This window comes from Pseudomonas sp. (assembly GCF_046581935.1).
Lineage (GTDB): Bacteria > Pseudomonadota > Gammaproteobacteria > Pseudomonadales > Pseudomonadaceae > Aquipseudomonas.
Window position 1 is genome coordinate 55459 of the sequence record NZ_JAYGFK010000012.1, and the last position, 16455, is coordinate 71913.

General features: G+C 58.2%; 13 protein-coding genes and 2 tRNA genes. 6 read left to right on the forward strand and 9 right to left on the reverse strand.

The window, feature by feature from the left end; genetic code table 11:
• Positions 1 to 99 precede the first annotated feature (99 nt).
• The gene (locus VCA57_RS08030; protein ID WP_411184454.1) at positions 100 to 495 is read left to right on the forward strand and encodes a hypothetical protein; all 396 of its coding nucleotides are present in this window, start codon (positions 100 to 102) and stop codon (positions 493 to 495) included.
• Between the two features lie 3 nt (positions 496 to 498).
• Here the strand turns inward: VCA57_RS08030 and VCA57_RS08035 are convergent, their stop codons facing one another.
• The 4 genes from VCA57_RS08035 to VCA57_RS08050 all read right to left on the reverse strand — a co-directional run bounded on the left by VCA57_RS08035 (position 499) and on the right by VCA57_RS08050 (position 4321).
• Positions 499 to 948, reverse strand: a complete 450-nt coding sequence (locus tag VCA57_RS08035; protein ID WP_411184455.1) for an acyl-CoA thioesterase — start codon at positions 946 to 948, stop codon at positions 499 to 501.
• Entirely contained in the window at positions 945 to 1595 is a 651-nt protein-coding gene (locus tag VCA57_RS08040) for a bifunctional 4-hydroxy-2-oxoglutarate aldolase/2-dehydro-3-deoxy-phosphogluconate aldolase (protein ID WP_411184456.1), read from the reverse strand. The genes VCA57_RS08035 and VCA57_RS08040 overlap by 4 nt, the downstream gene beginning before the upstream one ends.
• A 35-nt stretch (positions 1596 to 1630) precedes the next feature.
• Positions 1631 to 3439 carry a phosphogluconate dehydratase gene (gene edd, locus VCA57_RS08045; RefSeq protein WP_411184934.1) on the reverse strand — a complete coding sequence of 603 codons (1809 nt, stop codon included), beginning with the start codon at positions 3437 to 3439 and terminating at the stop codon, positions 1631 to 1633.
• Positions 3440 to 3640: 201 nt separating this feature from the next.
• Positions 3641 to 4321: a 6-phosphogluconolactonase gene (locus VCA57_RS08050; RefSeq protein WP_411184457.1), complete on the reverse strand. Its 681-nt coding sequence runs from the start codon at positions 4319 to 4321 to the stop codon at positions 3641 to 3643.
• Between the two features lie 93 nt (positions 4322 to 4414).
• Here VCA57_RS08050 and VCA57_RS08055 point away from each other — a divergent pair, with 93 nt between their 5' ends.
• Positions 4415 to 6277 (forward strand): diguanylate cyclase, encoded by a 1863-nt coding sequence (locus tag VCA57_RS08055; protein WP_411184458.1) that lies wholly within the window; start codon positions 4415 to 4417, stop codon positions 6275 to 6277.
• A 213-nt stretch (positions 6278 to 6490) separates the two neighbouring features.
• Here the strand turns inward: VCA57_RS08055 and VCA57_RS08060 are convergent.
• From VCA57_RS08060 to VCA57_RS08075, 4 genes are all read right to left on the reverse strand, one after another.
• Positions 6491 to 6566: transfer RNA gene (locus tag VCA57_RS08060), tRNA-Glu, on the reverse strand.
• Between the two features lie 59 nt (positions 6567 to 6625).
• Positions 6626 to 6701, reverse strand: a tRNA-Ala gene (locus tag VCA57_RS08065).
• A gap of 146 nt (positions 6702 to 6847) precedes the next feature.
• A complete protein-coding gene (gene gltX / locus VCA57_RS08070) occupies positions 6848 to 8329 on the reverse strand; it encodes a glutamate--tRNA ligase (RefSeq protein ID WP_411184459.1) in 1482 nt (493 codons plus the stop codon).
• Between the two features lie 31 nt (positions 8330 to 8360).
• Positions 8361 to 9281: a LysR family transcriptional regulator gene (locus tag VCA57_RS08075; protein ID WP_411184460.1), complete on the reverse strand. Its 921-nt coding sequence runs from the start codon at positions 9279 to 9281 to the stop codon at positions 8361 to 8363.
• Between the two features lie 107 nt (positions 9282 to 9388).
• Here VCA57_RS08075 and VCA57_RS08080 point away from each other — a divergent pair, with 107 nt between their 5' ends.
• From VCA57_RS08080 to VCA57_RS08090, 3 genes are read left to right on the forward strand one after another with little or no spacing between them, the layout of a single operon-like run.
• Positions 9389 to 10438 carry an HlyD family secretion protein gene (locus VCA57_RS08080; protein ID WP_411184461.1) on the forward strand — a complete coding sequence of 350 codons (1050 nt, stop codon included), beginning with the start codon at positions 9389 to 9391 and terminating at the stop codon, positions 10436 to 10438.
• Positions 10439 to 10487: 49 nt separating this feature from the next.
• Entirely contained in the window at positions 10488 to 11978 is a 1491-nt protein-coding gene (locus VCA57_RS08085; RefSeq protein WP_411184935.1) for an MDR family MFS transporter, read from the forward strand.
• Between the two features lie 47 nt (positions 11979 to 12025).
• Complete coding sequence (locus VCA57_RS08090) at positions 12026 to 12925, forward strand: EamA family transporter (protein WP_411184462.1); 900 nt, start codon at positions 12026 to 12028, stop codon at positions 12923 to 12925.
• Positions 12926 to 13021: 96 nt separating this feature from the next.
• Here VCA57_RS08090 and uvrB read toward each other — a convergent pair whose 3' ends face one another.
• Positions 13022 to 15037, reverse strand: coding sequence for an excinuclease ABC subunit UvrB (gene uvrB / locus VCA57_RS08095; protein WP_411184463.1), 2016 nt, complete (start codon positions 15035 to 15037; stop codon positions 13022 to 13024).
• A 185-nt stretch (positions 15038 to 15222) separates the two neighbouring features.
• On the opposite strand from uvrB, the gene VCA57_RS08100 reads away from it, so the two are divergent.
• Positions 15223 to 16419, forward strand: a complete 1197-nt coding sequence (locus tag VCA57_RS08100) for an amino acid aminotransferase (protein ID WP_411184464.1) — start codon at positions 15223 to 15225, stop codon at positions 16417 to 16419.
• Positions 16420 to 16455 lie beyond the last annotated feature (36 nt).

A 16455-nucleotide genomic window follows, 5' to 3' on the forward strand; every position in this document is an offset into this window, starting at 1 on the left:
TGTACGCGTACAGATATCCAGCAAGAAGTAGCAAACGGGGGAACGCAGAGCGCCAATCACCAGTCCATACAGCACAGGCACCACGTCAGGAGACACATCATGCGTATCGCACGGCTACTCGCAAGCCTGCTGCTAGGCTTCAGCACCCTCGCCTCCCAAGCCAATCCACCGATCCCCAGCCCAACGCAGCATGTGTTGAGTTCAAGTATCCCGGCACGGCTGATCATCAGTCGCGATAAGGATGCACCCAACGCCTGCGATGTGGCGCTGCAAGTGGATGAGCAACTGAATGCCAGAGTACCGCTCGGCGAAACCTTAGAGTTACAGGTCCCGGCGGGAGAAGTCGGCCTGCTCTTGCAACTGGAGCCAACCGGCTACTGTGCGCAGATACCGCTGCAAAATGCCCAATCGATACTGATCCAACCAGGCGAGACCCGCTACTTTCAGCTCGTCTATCGCAACGATGCACTGTTCCTCGCCCCGCAAGTAAATTGAACGCTACAACCCCAACGGGAAAGCGGATGGCAACGCCCTGCCATACCCCTCAACAAACTCGCGAGGCATGCGCTTGGGCTTGCCGCTAGACAGCTCAATGCAAACAAACGTGGTTTTCGCCCGCAGCAAGGTGACGCCATCGGCTGGCCGGATTAATTGAAAGCGCCGATCCATCTTCAAGCGCTGATCCGACTCGACGATCCATGTCGCCATCTGCAGCTGCTGGTCTTCATAGGCACTGGCCAGATAATCGATTTCATGACGCAGCACGGCCATGGCGCGATTCAGCCGACGGTACTCAACCAGGTCCAACCCCAGAAACTGCGAATGCCGCCAAGCGCAGCGCTCCAGCCAGCTGACATAGACGGCGTTATTGGCATGCCCAAGACCATCGATATCGTCCGCAGTAACCTGGATATCGATGACAAAGGGATTGCTCAGCTCCCAACTCATTTGGGCTGTTCCTGGCTACCCGCCAAGGCAAGCGCTTCAGCGGCCAACTGGGTAATCTGATCCCAGGCGCGAGCGCGCACCAAGTTGCTAGGCGCAACCCAGGTCCCCCCGACACAGGCCACATTGGGCAGGCGCAGGAAGCTCATCAAATTATCCGGAGTTACTCCACCGGTTGGGCAGAAACGAATACCAGTGAACGGCCCTTTAAAGCTCTTGAGCATTTTGATGCTCGTGGCACCGTCAGCCGGAAAAAGCTTCAGCGAACGGTAGCCGAACTCCAACGCCATCAGCACTTCAGACGGCGTCATCACCCCAGGCAGATAGGGCAGGCCAGAATCTTCAGCCGCAGATGCTAGGCGCTCGGTGCAGCCGGGGCTGACGGCAAACTGCGCGCCCGCATCGCGGGCTTCGATGAATTGCTCGGCGTGAATCACCGTACCCGCGCCAATCAACAGATCCGGCAGCTCCTTACGCATGGCTGCCAGCGCGTCCAGCGCCCGAGGCGTGCGCATGGTCACTTCCAACACGCGAATGCCACCGGCGTGCAGCGCGCGGGCCAAGGCCACCGCCAAACTGATGTCTTCGATAACCAAAACCGGTAATACCGGGCGGGCCTGTTGCAACACCGCATCCATCGTCAGGCTCATGCTTTGCTCCCCGCTCTCAAGATTCATCTTCACGCTTATTCTTCAAACAAGCTGCTGGCACCCTGCTCAGCCGAGCCGACCAAGCGACGCTGCGCGGCAAACATTTCCAGACCATAACCCAATTCCAACTCGGTACTGGCAGAGGTGAGTGGCCGTGCAGCAAGTTGCTGTTCGCTTAGCTCTACCTGCAACAGGCCATGCTGTGCATCCAGCACCAACCAGTCGCCATCTTGCAAACGCGCCAGCGGCCCACCCGCTGCAGCTTCTGGCGTCACGTGCAAAGCCGTGAAAACCTGCCCTGAAGCCCCAGACATTCGCCCATCAGTCACCAAAGCCACACGCTGGCCAGCTAGCTGCAAGTTGGCCAGCAAGGGCATCAACTTGTGCAACTCCGGCATGCCATTCGCTTGTGGGCCTTGGAAGCGCACCACCAACACCAGGTCACCTTGCAGCTCACCAGCGGTATAAGCCTCCTGTACGGCAATTTCCGAATCGAAGATGCGTGCTTGAGCGCGAATTTGCCAGAACGCCGGATCGACTGCCGAGGTTTTCACAATCCCACGGCCCAGGTTGCCTGTTAGCAACACCAGCCCACCTTCTTCGGCAAACGGTTCAGCCGCCGGCCGGACAATGTCCGGGGCCGGACTCTGTGCTGGCAAGTCGCGCCAAGTCAGACGCTCGCCATCCAACCAGGGTTCGCGGGTATAGGCATGCAAGCCATGTCCGGCAGCGGTGGCCACATTGTCATGCAGCAAGCCAGCACCAAGCAGCTCACGTAATAGCCAGGCCGGCCCGCCGGCAGCCTGGAACTGATTCACATCCGCCGCGCCATTGGGGTATACCCGCGCCAGTAGCGGTACCACCCGGGACAGCGCGGCAAAATCATCCCAGTTCAGCTCATAGCCCGCCGCTCGGGCAATTGCGGGTAGGTGTAGGGTGTGATTAGTCGAACCACCACTGGCGAGCAAGGCCACCACGGCGTTGATCAACGCCCGCGCATCAATCTGCTGACCAACTGGCAGATAGCGCTCACCCTGACGACTGTTGTGCGCCACCAGACGCGCCGCCTCATCGGTCAGCGCATCACGCAGCGGTGTATAGGGATGAATAAAAGCACTGCCCGGCACATGCAAACCCATGGCCTCCATTAGCAGCTGGTTGGTATTGGCCGTGCCGTAAAAAGTGCAGGTACCAGCCTGATGATAAGCCGCCAGCTCGGCAGCCAGCAGCTCATCACGGCTGGCTTCGCCACGGGCATAACGTTGACGCACGGCGGCTTTTTCTTTATTCGGCAAGCCTGATTGCATGGGACCGGCGGGCACGAACACAGCCGGAAGATGGCCAAAATGCAGCGCGCCGATCAAGAGCCCAGGGACAATCTTGTCGCACACCCCAAGGTACAGCGCACCGTCGAAAATCCCATGGGTCAGGCCAATGCCGGCGGCCTGGGCAATCAAATCGCGCGAGAACAGCGACAACTGCATACCGCCCTCGCCCTGGGTGATGCCATCGCACATGGCCGGTACCCCGGCAGCAAACTGCGAAGTCGCGCCGGCCTTGGCCAGCGCCACCTTGAGGCGCTCGGGATAATCCCTGAGCGGGGCATGGGCCGAGAGCAGGTCGTTATAGCTGGAGATAATCGCAACATGCGGCGAGCCGCCCTGCTTCATGATCAATCGTGCATCAGCGGGTTGCGCGGCCAATGCGTGAGCCAGATTGGAACAGCCCAGCGCGCGGTGTGGATCACGGGCAGCAGCTTGCGCCAAACGCTGTAAATAACGCTCGCGGCGCTTAGTCGAACGCTGCTCAAGGGCGGCGGTAACCTGCTCAACAACCGGATGCAACATAACGGTTCCCTTTATCTGCGAGGTACAGACTCGCAGTGTAACGGCTTAGTGCCTATGCAAGGGCTTGTGAGCGAGATGCATGCAGACAAAACAGGTGAGAAGCATTGCGCGGCGTGTCAGCAGCGTTAACGACTAGTAAATGAGGATTTTGATAGACCGCGTTACCGCCTGTTTAACACAGCAAACCTTAGCAGCCTCTCAAGGTGCCCAGTAAATACGTACCGGCAAGGGGCTGCGCTGTAACCAAGCGTACAAGGGCAAGTCATGCACAGAGGGTTGGTCAGCTAACACAGCATCGATCAACTCGCGCTTACGCGCACCGAATGCCAGCAACCCCAGCCATTGCCCTCGCTGCAACATGGCCAGATTCAACGACAGCCGTTCACGAGGCTCTTGGGGGGCCTGCGCGGCAAGCGCGCCCGGCACTGCGTGCGGGTCCAATGCCGCCGTCAATCCAGGCATATGCGGAAATAGTGAGGCGATGTGCCCGTCTTCTCCCATCCCCAGCAACACAGCACTGAATGGCAACCAACCACGTAGCTGCTCAGCCCAGGCCGCTGCGGCTTGCTCGCGGCTTGCGCCCTGGCGCGGGTCTAGACAGTTGGCGCGCGGCAGCCCCTGACGTAACAACTGCCAATTGCTCTCAGCTGCCTGCGCCGGCACCCAGCGCTCATCACTTGGGCTAAGGTCGACACAATTGCCATCCAGTTGCTGAGCCAGCAACGGCAACAAGGCCTGCGGGCTGCTACCACCGGGCAGTAACAGCCCTGCGCGGGCTTGCTGCGTCAACGTGAGCTGAATTTGTGCCAACAAATCAGCGGCCAACACCTGCAGGCATTCATCGCGACGGGCATGGCAGTGCAGCAAATTTTGGTTCATAGCAACCCTGGTTAAGCTATCGGTATGTCATAAGGCCGCGCAATAATGCACCCTTGCGGCACCCGCCAACACCCTCGTCATGAGAAACCCGTTTTGACTGTACTGCTGCGCGTCCTTCTATTGCTGTTGCTACCCGCACTGGGACAAGCCGCCAGCCTGCCTCTGACGGAGCGAGACTCAGCCATATTGCCAGGCCCGGACATGCAGTTTTGGGCGGACCCGACAGGCCTGGCGGATATAAACAGCGTTCGCCAGCTACCAGAATCAGCCTGGCAAGCAGTAGCTCGCCGTGACGCCAGCTTCGGCTACAGCAAGCAGGCTTACTGGCTTCGAGTTACCCTGCACAACCCCACTGACAGAACCATCAACTGGGTGCTACTGATCGGCAACCCACTCCTAGACTCACTGGATGCCTACGGCCTGGAGGGTGACCGGGTGTATCAGGCAGGTGATCAGCGGCCCTTTCATCAGCGCTGGATTGACCACCGGCAACTGGTTTTGCCGTTCAGCCTGGCAGCCAACGAAGAGCGCGAACTGATCCTGCGCATGCAGACCGATGGCTCAGCCAACCTCAGCGCCAGCCTGATGAGCGCCCAAGCATTCAACCATCACGAGCAGCGCATGCTACTGCTGCAGGGGCTGTTCTTCGGCGCACTGCTGGTGATGATGATTTATAACCTGTCGATTTTCCTCATCACCCGCGACCGTAACTACCTGTGGTACAGCCTATTTGTCGCCAGCTTTAGCCTCTACCAATTTATCCAATTGGGTTTTGCTCTGCAGTGGCTGTGGCCTAACTCACTGACATGGCAGCAAATGAGCTTCCCATTCAGCTCGGCACTGGCGACCCTATTCGGCACACTCTTCGCCTATGGCGTACTGGACCTCAAGACCCGGCACCCCGCCTACACGTGGATTACTCGAATATTGCTTGGCTGCAGCCTACTGGTAATGGCCGCAGCGTTGACAGCGCCTTACACGCTAGCGCTGATCGGTAGCTTTATTTTGTTGATTGCCTGCGCAATCGTTGGCGTCTTCTTCACCGCCCTGCGCTGGCGTGATGGTTATCCTCCGGCCAAGTTGTTTGCCCTGGGCTGGTCCGCCTTGATAACCGCCAGCCTGTTCAGCGTACTCAGCGGCACCGGTCTGATTGCCAATTCGCTCCTGACCCTACACGCCCAGCAGATCGGTAGCCTTATTGAGCTGGTGATTTTCTCGATAGCCCTCGGTTCGCGCATCCGCTTAGCACAAAGCGCACAGCAACTGGCTCAGGCTCAGTTACTTGCCAACGAACAGCAGCTGCGCGTGGAACAGGCAAAAAGACTGGAGCTACAACGCCAGATCAACGAGGGACTGGAAACCCGCGTAGAAGAGCGCACCGCCTCACTGCAACAGACCCTGCAGGAGCTTTCCACAGCCAACCAGCAACTGGCCGAACTGAGCCGTCGGGACAACCTGACCGGTCTATTCAACCGCCAGGTACTAAACGATGAGTTGGAACGCATGCTGGCGCAAGCCAAACGCAGCCAGCGGCCTATTGCCGTGTTGATGATGGACCTCGACCATTTCAAGAAGGTCAACGACGAACACGGCCACCTAATCGGTGACGCATGCTTGCAGCACGCCGCCCGACGCATGCAACAACGCATGCGCCGCAATGATCTACTAGTGCGCTTTGGTGGCGAAGAGTTCGCTGCCGTGCTCTGTGATACCGACCTATATGGCGCACTGGATCTGGCTGAGCAAGTACGTGAAGACCTGGCCAATCATCCCTGCGTACAGCAAAACACAAGCATCAGATTAAGCCTGAGCATTGGCGTCTACGCGCTGATTCCCGATACAAGTAGCGACCGCGAGCAATTGCTGCGCCATGCCGACCAGGCGCTCTATCAGGCCAAAGCGGCCGGACGTAACAGGGTGGCCAGTTATGAAGTCAGCACCTTGGACGACGCCTGACTTATTGATGCCAGCAGCACTAGCGTCTCTTTCTAGCTGCCGGACAAGGCGTCTGCGCCCTGCCCGCACCGCGCACATACGCAACGGCAGCGCCCATAAAAAATCAACCAAACGACAGCGGCAGTCTTGGTTCAATATTTTTGGGGAGGTAGAAAAACAAAAGGGCCATTCAATAAAGAATGACCCTTCAAAATCCCGCAAGGCGGGCAAAAATGGCGTCCCCTAGGGGACTCGAACCCCTGTTACCGCCGTGAAAGGGCGGTGTCCTAGGCCACTAGACGAAGGGGACGAAACCTTCGAAAAACAAGGCCAGCTTACGCTGGCCCGTGGCAGTTACTACTGCAAAATTGGTGGAGATAAACGGGATCGAACCGTTGACCTCTTGCATGCCATGCAAGCGCTCTCCCAGCTGAGCTATACCCCCATCGCAAGGACGGGGCGCATGTTAAGAGCGTGCCCCGCAGCTGTCAACATTATTTTTACCTTGAAGCCTATTTTTTATGCTGACAGAACAACCACTTACCCAACTCCGGCAGGCCGCCACAAGGCGACCAGCGGTCGCCCCAGGGATCAGGCGATGTTGGCTAGCAGTTTTTCCCACTCTTTGTTTTCTTTCTTCGACACACCACCGAGCAGCTCAAGGGCCTGACGCAGACGGAAGCGGGTGAGGTCCGGACCGAGGATTTCCATGGCATCCAGCACCGACACGGAGCTGGCCTGGCCGGTAATCGCTGCAAACATCAGCGGCATGGCATCACGTAGCTTCAGCTCCAGGTGTTCAACCACAGCCTGGATGCTGGCGGTAATCTGGTCTTTTTCCCACTGCCGCAGCGCTTCAAGCTTCCACAGAATCAGCTGCATGACCTGGCGCACCTGATTAGCCGACAGCTTCTTATGTTCAAACAGCTTGGCATCCAGGGTCAGTCCGCCAGCAAAGAAGAAGCTGGCCAGCGGTGCAATCTGACTGAACGTCTCCACCCTACCCTGCACGTGCGGCGCAATTTGCATCAGGTAATTGCTGTTGAAAGCCCACTTCTGCGCACCGGCAGCAAACTCTTCGACACTCAGATCACGCATCCACTGCCCATTGAGCCAGGACAGTTTCTCCAGATCAAAGATAGGTCCACCCAAGGAGACCCGATTGATATCAAAGTGCTCAACCATCTCATCGAGGCTGAACTTCTCGCGCTCATCAGGCATCGACCAGCCCATTCGGCCGAGGTAGTTGAGCATTGCCTGCGGTAGAAAGCCCATACGCTCGTAGAAGGTGATTGAGGTCGGGTTCTTGCGCTTCGATAGCTTGCTCTTATCTGGGTTACGCAGCAGCGGCATGTAACACAGCTGCGGCTGCTCCCAGCCGAAGTATTCGTAGAGCAGGATCAGTTTCGGCGCAGACGGTAGCCACTCTTCGCCGCGCAGCACGTGGGTAATGCCCATCAAATGATCGTCGACCACGTTGGCCAGAAAGTAGGTCGGCAGGCCATCGGTCTTCATCAACACCTGCATGTCCATGCGATCCCACGGGATCTCCACTTCGCCACGCAGCATATCCGGCACAACACAAACACCCTCGGTCGGCACCTTCATGCGCACTACGTTCGGCTCACCCGCCGCCAGGCGCTGACTTACTTCATCAGCAGCAAGGTGCATGCAGTGGCCGTCGTAACGCGGCGTCTGCTTGGCTTCCATTTGTTCAGCACGCACTTTATCCAAGCGCTCTGGGCTGCAAAAACAGTGGAAGGCATGGCCTTTCTCGACCAATTCAGCACTGTACTTCTGGTAGATATGGCCGCGCTCGCTCTGCCGATACGGGCCATGCGGACCGCCAACATCCGGCCCCTCGCTCCACTCGATGCCCAGCCAGCGCAGCGCGTCATAAATTTGCTGCTCCGACTCACGCGTGGAGCGCAGTTGGTCAGTGTCTTCGATACGCAGGATGAACTCGCCACCGTGCTGACGGGCAAAGCACAGGTTGAACAGAGCAATATAGGCAGTACCTACGTGCGGATCGCCGGTAGGAGATGGCGCGATACGGGTGCGAACGGGGGTCATGGTGAGTCTCGAAGAAGTGAAACGAAGACAATTAAGGCGGCAATATTACCAGCCCAGACGCGGCAGTCTCCAGCAAACGACCATCTGACAGCGGCAAACGGCTCATCAGGAAGTCCAGAAAGGTTTTCACCTTCATCGCCTGAAAGCGCCGCGACGGGTAGACCGCATACAACTCGCCGACCGGCAAAGAAGCCTCTGGCAACAGCTCAACCAGTCGCCCTTCAGCCACTGCCAGGGTACTGATCATTATCGGCAAACCTGCAATTCCCGCACCCGCTAATACAGCCTCACGGGCAAAGGTGATGTTGTTGCACGACAACACGCGCTGGCAAATGATGCTTTCGCCAAGTAACGGCCAATAACGTGAAGAGTCACTGGGCAGCAAAACCGCCCGATGCGCCAGCAACTCGCCAACCGTTTGCGGTGTGCCATGCAAAGCCAGGTAATCGGGGCTTGCATACAGCCGCCGGCTGGTCTCAAACATCTTGCGTGCAATCAGCGTGGAGTCCTGTGGCTGCCCGACCAAAATGGCAATATCCACCCCTTCCTCAACCGGATCAACGTGCCGCGACGTCAGCTCAACTTCAGCATTAATCTGCGGATACAAACGCATAAAGTCGCCGAGCACACGACCAAGAAATAGCTGACCGAACTCAATTGGCGCGGTAATTCGCAATAAACCTGACGGCTCTTGCTGCAGCTGCATTACCGCCTGCTCGGCCTCAGCAAAATCAAGCATGATTTGCCGACAACGCTCGTAATAAGCCTGCCCCACCTCGGTCAAGCGCAGCTTGCGCGTGGTGCGATTGAGCAAGCGCACACCCAAGCGCTCTTCAAGCAATGCAATACGCCGGCTAACCGTCGATTTCTGCATGCCCAACCCCTGCGCTGCCAGGGTAAAACTGTGGCACTCGACCACCCGAGTAAAGATCAGCGCATCATCCAGCCCCATCATTGTTCCCTATAAGCAACAAAGTTTATGAAGTCTAACGACTACTGACACATAAGGAACACTGTTAAATTTACTGACATTTTTTGCCCGAACTTCGAGCTACAGCCATGCCCGCCCAACTGAAACGCCGTCTTTTTGTCTTCCTGATCATCCTCGCCCTTATTGCCGCAAGCCTGTTTGGCCATTGGCTGCTAATCGGCCGCCACCTCGAAAGTACTGACAACGCCTACGTGCAAGGTGAAATCACTCGAGTATCAAGCCAGCTTGGCGCACGCGTTGAGCAGGTATTGGTACAGGACAACCAACACGTCGAAAAAGGCGAGCTGCTTCTGGTACTCGAGCGTGCCGACTTTGAGCTAGCCAAGCAACGTGCCGAGGCCGCCCTGGCCACCCGTGAGGCCGAGTTAAGCCAGGCACGTAGCACGCTGGAACAACAAGCCAGCTTGATCGCCGCCAGCCAGGCGGATGTCGCCGCTAGCGAAGCCACCCTCGGGCGGACGAAAATTGACCTGTCGCGCGCACAAACCCTGCGCAAGCCCGGTTTCGTTTCCGAAGAACGCGTCACCACGCTGGCAGCCGATAGCCGCATTGCTCGCTCACAAGTCAACAAAGCCCAGGCCGACCTGCAATCACAACGCCAACAAGTCAACACCCTCAATGCTGATATCAAGCGCCTGGAAGCACAGATCTCCAGCGCGCGTAGCGACCTGGCACAAGCCGAGTTGAACCTCACGCGTACCGAAATCCACGCACCGATCAGCGGCTTTGTAGGACAGCGCTCTGCGCGTAATGGACAAATCGTGCAGACCGGCACCTACCTGCTATCACTAGTACCAGACCAGGAAATCTGGATTCAGGCCAACTTCAAGGAAACCCAGATCAGCCACATGCGCCCCGGGCAAAAAGCCGAGCTAATCTTCGACAGCTTCCCTGACACGCCAATTGAAGGCCGTGTTGACAGCCTGTTCGCAGCATCTGGCGCGCAGTTCAGCTTGCTACCGCCAGACAACGCTACCGGCAACTTCACCAAGGTGGTGCAGCGCATCCCAGTGAAACTGACCTTTGCTACGGATAATCCGCTCAAGGGCCTGATTCGCCCGGGCATGTCGGTCGAGGTCAAGGTCGACCTGCAGTCCGAGCCACAACATGACCGGTGATTCGCTGATCCGCCCGACGGGTGAACCGAGCCGACGTGACTGGATCGCGGTGATGAGCGCCATGCTCGGTGCCTTTATGGCGGTGCTGGATATCCAGATCACCAACTCCTCACTCAAGGACATCCAGGGCGCGCTATCGGCCACCCTAGAGGAAGGCTCGTGGATTTCCACCTCCTATCTGGTCGCGGAGATCATCATGATCCCGCTCACCGCCTGGCTGGTGCAGCTGCTCTCGGCCCGACGTTTGGCCGTGTGGGTATCCATCGGCTTTCTGTTCTCCTCACTGCTCTGCTCACTGGCCTGGAGCCTGGAGAGTATGATCGTGTTCCGCGCCATGCAGGGCTTTACCGGCGGCGCGCTGATCCCACTGGCGTTCACCCTGACGCTGATCAAACTACCGGAGCATCACCGCGCCAAAGGCATGGCGCTATTCGCCTTGACAGCGACCTTCGCACCGTCAATCGGCCCTACGCTCGGCGGCTGGCTGACCGAAAACTTCGGCTGGGAATACATCTTCTACATCAACGTGCCACCAGGCCTGCTGATGATTGCCGGGCTGCTCTATGGCCTAGAAAAGAAAGCGCCGAATTGGGACATGCTGAAAAGCACTGACTACGCCGGCATTCTCACCCTCGGCCTAGGGCTCGGCTGCCTGCAGGTATTTCTAGAGGAAGGCCATCGCAAGGACTGGCTGGAGTCGAACCTGATCAGCGGCCTGGGCAGCATTGCCGCCATCAGTCTGGTGCTATTTGTCATTCTGCAGGTGTCTCGCCCCAATCCCTTGATCAATCTCGGCGTGTTGCGCGAGCGCAACTTTGGGCTGTCGAGTATTTCCAGCGTCGGCCTGGGCATGGGCTTATATGGCTCGATCTATGTTTTGCCGCTGTATCTGGCACAAATTCAGGGCTACAACGCACTGCAGATCGGCGAAGTGATTATGTGGATGGGCGTACCGCAACTATTCCTCATCCCTTTCGTACCGTTAATGATGAAAAAGATTTCCCCGAAGTGGCTCTGCGCCATTGGTTTTGGCCTGTTCGGTGGAGCCAGCTTCCTCTCTGGTGTACTCAATCCGGACTTTGCCGGCGAGCAGTTCAACCATATCCAGATCATCCGCGCGCTCGGACAACCCTTGGTGATGGTGACCATTTCGCTGATCGCCACCGCCTACGTGATGCCGCAAGACGCTGGCTCAGCCTCCAGCCTGTTCAATATTCTGCGTAACCTCGGCGGCGCCATCGGCATTGCCCTGCTCGCCACCCTGCTCGACAGCCGGGCCAAAGTGTATTTCGACTACCTGCGTGAATCTCTGGTACCAAGCAATCCACAGGTTGCCGAACGCCTGACATTGCTGACGGAAAAACTCGGCAGTGAGACGGCCGCCCTGGCCAAGCTCAGCGAGATCACCCATCAGCAAGCGGCGATCATGGCCTACAATGACGCCTTCCACTGCATCGGCATCGCCCTTGGCGTCAGCATGATTGCGGTGCTGCTGACCCGTAAACTGCCAGCCGGCGCAACGGGTGGCGCAGCTCACTAATCCACACCCTGCGCCGGTTCTCGGTGCAGGTTTGTTTCAGGTTCCCCATGTCTGACTCCGCTGCACGTGCTCGCACGTTATTGCTGCTCGGCGCTTTCGCCACTATTTACATCGGCTGGGGCACCACCTACCTGGCCAACCACTTTCTGCTACAGGAAATTCCGCCGTTCGTAATTGGCTGCCTGCGCTTCTCACTGGCCGGCAGCCTGGCACTGGTTTGGGTTGTACTCAGCGGCCAGTTACGCATCCAGCGCAGTGACTGGACGGGGGTTCTGCTCGGCGGCCTGAGTCTGATCGCAGTTGGCCAAGGGGCGCTGATCTACGCCAACCAGTTCTTGCCGACCGGCATGCTGGCAATGCTGTACACAACGTTGCCTTTATGGAGTGTGGCGCTGGAATGGTTGCTCGGGGAACGTCCGCCGCTCTGGGTCATTTGCGGGCTAGCGCTGGCATGCAGCGGCATCGTGCTCCTGATGAATAACGGTCTAGGCCAGGCGGCATCAAGCGAACAATGGTTCGCCGGCCTATTGGTGGTTTTTGCCACCCTGCTTTGGGCATGCGGTGCTTGGCTGTTACGTCAACGCCCGCCATTTCGCTCCAGCTGGCTCGGGCTGAGCCTGCAAATGCTGATCGGCGCGCTGCTGCTGGGCATATTCGGCCTCTGGCACGGTGACTGGCAAAACCTCGATCTGCGCGGCGTAAGTACTAACGCCTGGCTCTGGCTGGCTTATCTGGTGCTGCCAGTGAGCCTTGGCGTATACCCGGCGTATTTCTGGTTACTGCGCGAAGTGCGCCCCAGCCTGGTATCAACCTTTGCCTTTGTGAACCCTGTAGTCGCCCTGCTGCTCGGCTACGTGCTATTGGACGAACACCTTAGTCTTTTAGCCATGCTCGCCTGCGGCATCACCCTGGGCGGCGTGATGCTGATTATCTTTGGGCGACGCTAACTAGCGCTGATTTATGGGAGAGGCTTTAGCTGCGACAACACGATCAACCTGTCGCGGCTAAAGCCCCTCCCACAACTCTCATTCCTACCCGTATAGCTAGACCTGCAATAAGCGGTCGCGCAGTTTCTGGATCTCGTCACGCATCTGCGCCGCCGCTTCAAACTCCAGATCGCGAGCCAACGCATACATCTTCTCTTCGAGCTGACGAATGCGCTTGGTGATTTCACTGGGTGAGCGCAGCTCGTTCTCGTAGCGCGCGCTTTCTTCAGCGGCCTGGGCCATACCCTTGCGCTTCTTGCTGCGCGAACCCGGCACAACTGCGCCTTCGAGAATATCCTGAACGTCCTTGAACACACCCTTGGGGGTGATGCCATTGGCTTCGTTGAAGGCAATTTGTTTGTCACGCCGCCGCTCGGTCTCACCGATAGCGCGCTCCATCGAGCCAGTCATGCGGTCGGCATAAAGAATCGCCCGGCCATTGAGGTTACGTGCGGCGCGGCCAATGGTCTGGATCAACGAACGCTCGGAGCGCAGGAAGCCCTCTTTATCAGCATCGAGAATCGCCACCAGCGACACTTCCGGCATATCCAGGCCTTCGCGCAGCAGGTTGATCCCCACCAATACATCGAAGGCACCAATGCGCAGGTCACGGATGATCTCAACCCGCTCCACGGTATCGATATCGGAGTGCAGGTAGCGCACTTTCACGCCGTGATCAGCCAGATAGTCAGTCAAATCCTCAGCCATGCGCTTGGTCAGGGTGGTGACCAGCACGCGCTCCTCAATCGCGACGCGCTTATGGATTTCCGAAAGCAGGTCGTCGACCTGGGTCAGTGCCGGGCGCACTTCGATCTGCGGATCAACCAGCCCGGTTGGCCGCACCACCTGCTCGATCACTCGCCCTGCATGTTCCGCTTCGTAGTTACCCGGTGTCGCCGAGACGAAAATGGTCTGCGGGCTGGCCGCCTCCCACTCATCAAACTTCATCGGCCGATTGTCCAGTGCCGAAGGCAGGCGGAAGCCATATTCCACCAGGGTTTCCTTGCGTGAGCGGTCGCCCTTGTACATCGCGCCGACCTGCGGCACCGACACGTGTGACTCGTCGATCACCAGCAGTGCTTCGTCCGGCAGGTAGTCATACAAGGTGGGCGGCGGCTGGCCGGAGTCGCGCCCGGATAGGTAGCGCGAGTAGTTTTCGATGCCATTGCAGTAACCCAGCTCAACGATCATTTCCAGATCGAAACGGGTGCGCTGCTCCAGGCGCTGGGCTTCCACCAGCTTGTTGTTACTGCGCAAGTACTCCAGGCGCTCGACCAACTCGACCTTGATCTTCTCCACCGCTTCCAACAACACGTCACGCGGGGTGACGTAGTGACTCTTAGGATAGAAGGTGAAGCGCGGCAGCTTGCGGATCACCTCGCCGGTCAATGGATCAAACGACGAGATGCTCTCCACCTCATCATCGAACAGTTCGATGCGCACGGCCTCCAGGTCCGACTCAGCCGGGAAGATATCGATCACATCGCCGCGTACACGAAACGTCGAACGGGCGAAGTCCATGTCGTTACGGGTGTATTGCAGATCGGCCAAGCGGCGTAGCAAGGCGCGCTGGTCCATCTTGTCGCCACGATCGACGTGCAGCACCATTTTCAGGTACGACTCAGGGCTACCCAAGCCGTAGATGCACGACACAGTGGTGACGATGATTGCGTCCGGTCGCTCCAGCAGCGCCTTGGTCGCCGACAGGCGCATCTGCTCGATATGGTCGTTGATCGAGGCGTCCTTCTCGATAAAGGTATCGGAGGACGGTACGTAGGCTTCAGGCTGGTAATAGTCGTAATAGGAAACGAAATACTCCACCGCGTTGTTCGGGAAGAAACTCTTGAACTCGCCATACAACTGCGCGGCCAGGGTCTTGTTCGGCGCCAACACCAGGGTCGGCCGCTGAATTTGCGCAATCACATTAGCGATCGAAAAGGTCTTACCGGAGCCTGTCACACCCAGCAAAGTCTGGTGCGACAAGCCCGCCTCCAGCCCCTCAACCATCAGCCGAATGGCCTCGGGCTGATCGCCAGCAGGCTGAAAACGGGTGACTAATTGAAACTCGGACATGACTGACCTCAACGAACGACTGTGACGCGATCTAAAAGCCTACGTCATAACAGTTGAAATGCGTGTGCGCGCTGTCGCGACACGCGTTATGGACCGGTATACTACCGGCCGACTTGCGCAACCCCTAGCCCCAGTCGTGCAGGGTGTTGCTTGATACTTACCTTCCTCTTCGAGTTGCCGCACCCATGAGCCTGTTCTCTGCCGTCGAAATGGCACCGCGCGACCCAATCCTGGGCCTCAACGAAGCATTCAACGCCGACCCGCGCACCACCAAAGTGAACCTGGGCGTCGGGGTTTACACCAACGAAGAGGGCCGCATCCCACTGCTGCGCGCAGTAGCCGAAGCGGAAAGCATCCTGACCGCAGCACATGCACCGCGCGGTTACCTGCCGATCGAAGGCATCGCCGCCTATGACCAGGCCGTGCAATCGATGCTGTTCGGTCAAGGCTCAGCGCTGATTCAACAAGGCCGCGTGATCACCACGCAGGCGCTAGGCGGCACCGGTGCGCTGAAAATCGGCGCGGACTTCCTCAAACGCTTGCTACCGGATGCAACCGTCGCGATTAGCGACCCGAGCTGGGAAAACCATCGCGCCCTGTTCGAGTCTGCCGGGTTTCCGGTACGCAACTACCGCTACTACGACGCCTTCAGCAATGGCGTTAACCGTGGCGGCCTGCTCGAAGACCTGAAAAACCTGCCTACTCGCTCCATTGTGGTCCTGCATGCGTGCTGCCATAACCCGACCGGCGTCGATCTGACCCTGGACGACTGGAAAGCTGTGCTGGAGATCCTTCGTGAGCGCGAGCACGTGCCGTTCCTCGATATCGCCTACCAAGGCTTTGGCGATGGCATTGAACAAGACGCTGAAGCCGTGCGCCTGTTTGCTGAGTCCGATCTGACCTTCTTCGTCTCCAGTTCGTTCTCCAAGTCGTTCTCCCTGTACGGCGAACGTGTTGGCGCCCTGTCGATTGTCACCGGCTCGCAAGAAGAAACCGGTCGAGTACTGTCGCAGGTCAAGCGGGTAATCCGCACCAACTACTCCAACCCGCCGACCCACGGTGCCAGCGTGGTCGCCACCGTGCTCAACAGCCCAGAACTGCGCAGCATGTGGGAAGCCGAATTGGGCGAAATGCGCCTGCGCATTCGCAGCATGCGCCTGGCCATGGTCGAACAACTGGCGGCCTTGGGTGCAAAACGTGACTTCAGCTTCGTGGCTGAGCAACGTGGCATGTTCTCCTACTCCGGCCTGACCACCGAGCAAGTTGAGCGCCTGCGCAGCGAGTATGGCATTTATGCAGTCGGCACTGGCCGCATCTGCGTGGCAGCACTTAACCAGCGCAACCTGCCAGTCGTCACGCAGGCGATTGCAGCCGTCCTCTGAATTACTGGGGAAGTCGATCAGGTGTTGACTTTCTCT